Origin of the sequence: Sphingobacterium sp. UBA7253 (genome assembly GCF_002472745.1) — a bacterium.
Taxonomy (GTDB): domain Bacteria; phylum Bacteroidota; class Bacteroidia; order Sphingobacteriales; family Sphingobacteriaceae; genus Sphingobacterium; species Sphingobacterium siyangense.
Genome location: NZ_DKSP01000023.1, coordinates 1 through 6,275 on the forward strand (window position 1 = coordinate 1; position 6,275 = coordinate 6,275).

Below are 6,275 nucleotides of genomic sequence, written 5' to 3' on the forward strand. Positions count from 1 at the left end.
GTACCATGTAGTTGATTAACAGATAGAGTGGTCCTACCAAGAATATGATGGTCAATAATATCAATAAAATACTGGCGAAAGATTTATTCCATTTTTTTTCTTCAGTCAGCTTAAAGTTGATTTTTCTAAAAAGAACATATAAGGTAACTGCTCCCAGAAAACCGGGTAGGTAGTAGAATAGGCTTGTAAAGATCAATATACATATCGCCAGAATGATGACGATTAGCATGATTTGATTGATGGAATTATTGTTGATTTGTTTGTACTTCATATAGCTGACAAATATACTGTCTATCGATTGTTATTTATCGTATGACAATATTTTTTTAGAAAAGTTTTATCTTGTTAAATTAAACTTCCTTTTTTATAATTTCAATGATTTTTTGAATTTCTTTTTTTTGTCCCCGGATCAGTTTGGATTGGGTGGCTCCATGAGAATGGCAATGACGCTATTTTGCATCCAGCAACTCCAAACCAATTGTTCACTTTTGGATGGAAAGATAAGCCTTTTTATTCGAATTTAGTTTTGATTCTGCGGCATTAAAACCTCCTTCAAGATCGTTAGGATATCGTATTGTTTGACAAAAAGCATGGATTGTGTTGTCCTTAATGGACTGGAATCTTTAGCTGAAAAGGTCGTATTGACTACTGCTTTGCTCGCTTTATGAAAAAAAGGATGAGACCCTTTTCCTTTTTTGTTGTTTGAAAATAAGCCCATAATCTTTTGTTTTTGTTGGTTATAGCGATCAGGCTTGTTCAGCGGGACCGCTATAACTAATATACAAAATAAAACGGAATTAATTGATAAAAATTTGGCTACCCTGTTCTTCGTCCTTTTCTATCGAAAGGGACACTGGAATACGTTCTTTGAGTTCTTCAACGTGTGAAATAATACCGACGATCCGGTTTTCCTTATGTAAATCCAATAGCGTTTCGAAAACAATATTAACAGAAGTGATATCTTGTGTTCCAAAACCTTCATCGATAAAAAAGAAGTTTTTGGCCGCACGCGAATTTGACTGCACACTTTCGGCCAAAGCCAAAGCCAAACTTAGGGATACCTGAAATGCCTGTCCACCGGATAATGTTTTTACACTGCGACTTTTTCCCTCATTCAAATAATCTATAATTTCAAATTCATTGTTGTCGTTCAGCTGTAGGCTAAGCTGATTTCGGGTCATGCGATGGAACCGAATATTTGCATGATCACACAGCTGCCTTAGGTAAATCGAAGAAACATATTGTACAAAGCCCGCACCTTTAAAGAGATTAAAAAGTTGCTTCAAATTGTCATGGCGTAAATTTAGTTTTACCTGTTGTTGCAGGAGATTTTCCTTTTTTGCATAGGCGATTTTTAGCTGATCGCGCTCCTGCTGAAGTAGGGCAACAGCTTCAGTGCTCGCTTTCAATTGTTGGGCGCTCTCATCCAGGATTTTTTCTTGTGCAAGAAATTCGTTCTCGTCATATACCTGGTCGACGAGTTTCTTTTCCGACTGACTGATCTGTGCCTTCACAGTTTCAAACTGGATTTGAAACTGTTCAAGCTCTTGTCGGATCTGTATGACAGACAAATTCTCGGCAAGAATTTGCCGAATCTCTGCCAAAGTTTCAAAGGATGAAGCCACAAGTAGCTGCTGGATTGTAGCATCGGTTTCTTGACTTTCACGACGGATATCTGCAAGCTGTTCAACAATCGTCTGTACCAAGCTGTATTGTGCTGCAAATTGACTGTTTAACTCATTTAATCGTTCGCTTAAAGTAATGTAGTCGCGCTCAATCTCCAGATTTGATCTTTTCAGTGCAGTATATTCCTTTTCAACTGCTTCGGATTTCCGCATCTCATAATCAGACCAGCGCAGCGCTTTCAGGTTCCCCATATTTTGATCAATCTGGGCCTGTTTGCTTGCTTCATCACGTTCAAACTGATGCAGTGCTTTATTGTATTTCTCCAGCTTTTCCTCAACGGAAGCGAGTGTCGTCTGGTGCTCACCAAGCTGTTGCTCCACTGTTGTTATCTGTGTTTCGATCCGGGCAAGTTCCTGCTTATTTGATGTGTAGCTGGATTCATCCGTAGCGCTATAACCGATCCATGTAAATTGCTGAGCATGCGCAATTTTGCTATTGGTATTCAGCTGAATTTTCGTGTTTAGATCTTGTTGCTGCTCATTTAATGACTGCAAGCGCAGCTGGAGTTTTTCGACTTGGAATTGTTGGTCCTGTTGATGCTTAAGACTTTCATTTGTCTCGGCAATCAATTTTTCATTGGCGGCAACTTCCTGGGAAATATCCTGTCCTTGGTTGATAGCAGGATGTTCCAATGCTCCACATAGTGGACATGGGGATCCTGCTTTAAGGTTTTCTGCATATTGGGTCAACCTTTGCTGCAGGAGAAGATGTGATTTTTCATTTTGGAGAGACTGAAGTTTTCGCTCGAGGGCACTGGCTACAAGGAGGTGATTTGATCGGAATTTTTCGAGGTCCGGATGAATGGCCTGGAGTTCCTGCTTCAGCACAGCTATACTTGTTTCTAAATCAATGGCCTGCTTGTTTAGATCGTCTTCCTGTTGTTGGATGCCCTGCTGTTTGGCGTACCACTGGCCCAGCTCCATGAGTTCATGGGCAGAAGGCTTTGATTGCTTTAGCCTAGCGATCTGAATTTCTGTCTCTTGGATTTTGGCTTTAAAATGTCGTTGTTGCGCTCTTGTTTCCTCCACAAAATTACGCCCCTTCTGTGCCCGATCCTGTAAACTCTTAATTTCATTTGAAAACGTAATCAATTGGCTTATCAATTCAAGGTCCAGTTCCTGGACACGACGTTGCGGCAGTAGTTCGTATTGTGATTTCAACAGATTGAGATTTGAGGAATGCTCCTGCATCAGCTGCTGAATTTCGGCCTGTCTCTTTTTTTCGGTTTCTACTCTTTTATGTGCAATTAGGCCTTCTTGTGCTAATTTTTCCTTGGATTTAAGAATATGTAGAAAGTTGGTTTGCGCTTCCTCAAAGCGGTTTAACTTTAATCGTAAGGTCTCTTTTTCACCTTTTTGTTCTAGCAATTGCTGAAAGAGCGCCTTCACCGTACGAAGCTCTAAGACATCCTCTTTGAGTTTTTTGAGCCTTAAGAACTTTTCATGATGCGACTTGTACGACGATTCAATCGCGACAAAGGACTCGACTGCCAGTTGGAGATTTGTTTCGGTCGTTTCTATCTGTTCGCTTGTAACCTCGTCAAAACCTATTAATTGACCGTTGAGGTGATCCAGCTCGGACTGATTTTTTTTATAGAGGTTGGAAACTTTATCCTGCAGGTCAAATCGATGCAGTTGAAAAATCTCTTTCATCATATCCGTCCGTTCCTTAGCGCCAAGTTCTATAAACTCTTTGAACTGCCCTTGGGGAATGATGATTGTTCTTTTAAAGTTCTCATAGCTTAATCCAATGATATGCTGTGTGTTGCTGCTTTCCTGTGGAACCCATTCTTCATTTATTTTTTCGTAGAGTACAACCGTGGGGGATTTTACATCATCGAAATTTTTGGAATTGCGTTTAAATTCGCGGGTAATTCTAAATGTACGGTCTTCAAAATTGACAAAATCAAGCTCGATATAAGATCGATTGGACTTGAGATTCATCATGTTATAAGCGCGTTTATCCCGTGCATTCAGGCGTTCCGTTTCTCCAAATAAGGCGTAGGTAATCGCTTCCAATATCGATGATTTACCGGAGCCTACAGCACCGAAGATACCAAAAAGCCCAGCTTGAGAAAGCGCGGTAAAGTCGATCGTCTGACGTTCTTGATAAGAGTATATACCCTCTAGAGTTAGCTTTAATGGAATCATGGATTAAGAGTTTAGGATTTCGCGAAAAAGATCAAGGATGTCATCATTGGGCGCCTGATTGCCATTCTTGGATTTGAAATAATCGTTGAATAAGGTCGACATGTCTTGTGTAAGATTGATTTCTTTGTTGTCCAGAAGCGCTTGCTCATCTTGTTTAACGAGCGGAATGAGATAGATTATTCCCGAATGGCTCTGATAGATTCGCTTGCGGTCTTCGGCTTTTAAGAAGGTTTCTGATTTCAGCGTGAGCTCCACCAAAGCATCGGGGTTTTCAGACAACCAGGATATGCACTGTTCAATATCGTCGAACGATTTTCGGATCAGCGGTTTGCCCTGAGTTAGTGGAATGCGCTCAACCCTTGCTTGCTCGCCGGCCGATACATTGACCAGTGCGACGTATTTAGCTTGCCCAGCCTCCGAAAAACTATAACATAGGGGTGAAGATGCATAAACCACCGGTTTTTCGGCAGAACCGATATTTTTATACCCGTGGAGATGCCCTAATGCGGTATATTGGACCTGTGGTGGGATGGCCTCTGAATAGATTAAGTCTGCATTGCCAATTTTGACCGGTTTTTCGCCGTCAGGCTCCTCTAAAAGTGCGCTGCCCAATTTATTCATGTAAAGATGTGCCGTCAATATATTCACGCCTTTATCATCGCAATAGGTATTGGCTATTTTTTGCCAATTTGCTGCTAAGACCTCATTTAATTTACTTTCTTTCTCTTCGCCTAGATATTGTTTTAAGCGTATTTCGTCGGCATAGGCTGTATGAAGAATACGAATCGGGTAGTCAAATTGCGGTAAGCTCAATTCAATGAAGCCCATATCTGACTGTAACACGGTGAAGCCATCTGTTGCGAAAGGGGTAACCACAGCATGCGGATGCCCAATTAGGATGATGCCCGACGCTCGTGCCAAAGGATCGGGCGCGTCAATCAAATGGGGTGAATCGTGATTGCCCGCGATTGCTAGTACTGGGCGTATGCCATTCTTGGTAAGACGCTTGATTGTTCGGTAGAATAGCTCAATGGCTTCCACACCGGGATTGAATGCATCGAACAGATCTCCTGCAATGATCACGAGATCCACGTTTTCCCGGTCTGCGATATCAACGATTTCATTCATGACCAGTACTTGTTCATCTATCCGGGAGAAACTGTCCAATCGTTTTCCTAAATGCCAATCGGCGGTATGCAATATTTTCATGTGAGAGCTTGGATATTTTGCGCAATGTTACAAACTAAGATAAATTTGGCATGAAATGCAATTATAATTGGATGGAATCTTCGAAATGATCAGTTCGGGCCAATATGGGATGAAGTCTTTGCTTTGTGCTAAAGTGTAATGCTGTCGCAGTTGAAATGTTAAAACATGTTAAATGCGTGTCATAAAAGTCATTTAATTGTATTTTTAGTGCTCCAAAATTAAGCTAGATAGTCATAGACAAGAAATATGCGAAAAGTTTACCTGTATATCTTTTTTTTCTTTATGCTGTTGATGCGCGTAAACGCGCAGGAAATACATGCTATAAAAGGAGAAACTGCTTATCCTTTTTTATTGAAAGATGCCGCACCAGATTCATTGGAATCTGAAAAACAGCCTGTATTTGTGTTTTTACATGGAAGAAGTTTGTCCGGGACAAATTTAGATCGTGTAAAGCGTTATGGTGTATTGTATGCCATCAACAAAGGGCAGGAGGTACCTGGGATAATTGTTGCGCCACAGTCCCGGGGAGGATGGGATCCGGACAAAGTAATCGAAATTGTCGACTATGTTATTGAGCATTATAATGCTGACCCCGACCGTATTTACGTTTGCGGCATGAGTATGGGGGGCTATGGCACGATGGATGTGGCTGGTAAATATCCCGAAAGGGTGGCTGCTGCAGTAGCAATATGTGGCGGCGGATCGAGTCAGTATGCTTCTAACCTGACGCAGGTGCCGATATGGCTTCATCATGGTACCGCTGATCGTGCAGTGCCAATTTCGGAGTCCAGAAAAATTATGAATGCGATCAAAAGAGAAGATCCGGATGCAAATGTGAGCTTAAATGTGATAAAAGGGGGGACGCATGGAAGTGTGGAGCGATTGTTCCATGATGATGCAATTTACAATTGGATGTTGAAATTTAAGAAAAAGCATAAATCTTAGGGTCGTATTGGTCCGGTAGCGGTGTATCGAAAGACAATTTATAAAATAAAAAAAGCCTGATGAAGTATTTTCATCAGGCTTTTTTTATTTATTAGCCTTCGTGATCAAATGCAGGTGGTCTTTTTTGAAATTGAGCCATCAATATATTGGGTTGATGGATCAAGTGTGTCTTTGTGAGATATTCGGAGTTGTCGGCATAAATAAACAACAACGTTCCATCTTTGATGGTGTTAATGATAGGGCCTGCAAATTCCCTTGGTACTGCGGGGCAGCCGTAGCTTTTAC

At 41.2% G+C, this 6,275-nt stretch carries 5 protein-coding genes and 1 pseudogene; 1 reads left to right on the top strand and 5 read right to left on the bottom strand.

Annotated elements, in window-relative coordinates; all coding sequences use genetic code 11:
- From B2X72_RS01425 to B2X72_RS01440, 4 genes and pseudogenes are all read right to left on the bottom strand, one after another.
- A pseudogene (locus B2X72_RS01425) lies at positions 1-271 on the bottom strand (AI-2E family transporter); the annotation flags it as partial.
- Between the two features lie 249 nt (positions 272-520).
- Positions 521-718 (bottom strand): hypothetical protein, encoded by a 198-nt coding sequence (locus B2X72_RS01430; RefSeq protein WP_145326820.1) that lies wholly within the window; start codon positions 716-718, stop codon positions 521-523.
- Between the two features lie 79 nt (positions 719-797).
- Complete coding sequence (locus tag B2X72_RS01435) at positions 798-3,836, bottom strand: SbcC/MukB-like Walker B domain-containing protein (protein WP_286848117.1); 3,039 nt, start codon at positions 3,834-3,836, stop codon at positions 798-800.
- A 3-nt stretch (positions 3,837-3,839) separates the two neighbouring features.
- Positions 3,840-5,045: a metallophosphoesterase family protein gene (locus tag B2X72_RS01440; protein WP_286848118.1), complete on the bottom strand. Its 1,206-nt coding sequence runs from the start codon at positions 5,043-5,045 to the stop codon at positions 3,840-3,842.
- Positions 5,046-5,291: 246 nt separating this feature from the next.
- Here B2X72_RS01440 and B2X72_RS01445 point away from each other — a divergent pair, with 246 nt between their 5' ends.
- Positions 5,292-5,990, top strand: a complete 699-nt coding sequence (locus B2X72_RS01445) for a prolyl oligopeptidase family serine peptidase (RefSeq protein WP_286848119.1) — start codon at positions 5,292-5,294, stop codon at positions 5,988-5,990.
- A 91-nt stretch (positions 5,991-6,081) separates the two neighbouring features.
- On the opposite strand, the gene B2X72_RS01450 is transcribed toward B2X72_RS01445, so the two are convergent.
- Positions 6,082-6,275, bottom strand: a 194-nt coding sequence (locus tag B2X72_RS01450; protein ID WP_286848120.1) for a murein L,D-transpeptidase catalytic domain-containing protein, incomplete at its 5' end; no start/stop codon positions are given.

Bases quoted from the DNA above. Each gene is read 5' to 3' on its own strand.
- B2X72_RS01440 (WP_286848118.1), bottom strand. From the start codon at position 5,045: ATGAAAATATTGCATACCGCCGATTGGCATTTAGGAAAACGATTGGAC.
- B2X72_RS01445 (WP_286848119.1), top strand. From the start codon at position 5,292: ATGCGAAAAGTTTACCTGTATATCTTTTTTTTCTTTATGCTGTTGATG.
- B2X72_RS01430 (WP_145326820.1), bottom strand. From the start codon at position 718: ATGGGCTTATTTTCAAACAACAAAAAAGGAAAAGGGTCTCATCCTTTT.
- B2X72_RS01435 (WP_286848117.1), bottom strand. From the start codon at position 3,836: ATGATTCCATTAAAGCTAACTCTAGAGGGTATATACTCTTATCAAGAA.